At 59.5% G+C, this 237-nt stretch carries 1 protein-coding gene; it reads right to left on the bottom strand.

Annotated features, from left to right (window positions below):
• Window positions 1-125: 125 nt before the first annotated feature.
• Window positions 126-237: hypothetical protein (locus tag NXS07_RS22515; protein ID WP_438818402.1), on the bottom strand; the 112-nt coding region annotated here is incomplete at its 5' end.

Raw genomic sequence — 237 nt, 5'->3', positions numbered from 1 at the left:
AGCAGTGACCCAGCGACCACACAGCCGCCTGCCGCACGCGCCGTATCCTGAAGGAAGCGGCGACGTTTCGGCGAAAGAGGAGTCTTGGCGAGGGGCATGGGGATTACCTTTGCGATCCGTGCCGATTACGCGCGCTCGACCTTACAGGCGCATTTCTTGTAGTCGGTTTCCTTCGACAGCGGACAGGTTGCATCCAGCGTCAGCTTGTTGGTCAACTGGTGTTCATCAAACCACGGC

This window comes from Xenorhabdus bovienii (assembly GCF_024721015.1).
In the GTDB taxonomy this organism is placed as follows: domain Bacteria; phylum Pseudomonadota; class Gammaproteobacteria; order Enterobacterales; family Enterobacteriaceae; genus Xenorhabdus; species Xenorhabdus bovienii.
The sequence above is the reverse complement of the archived record's forward strand: the minus strand, read 5'-3'. Positions and strand labels throughout refer to the sequence as shown.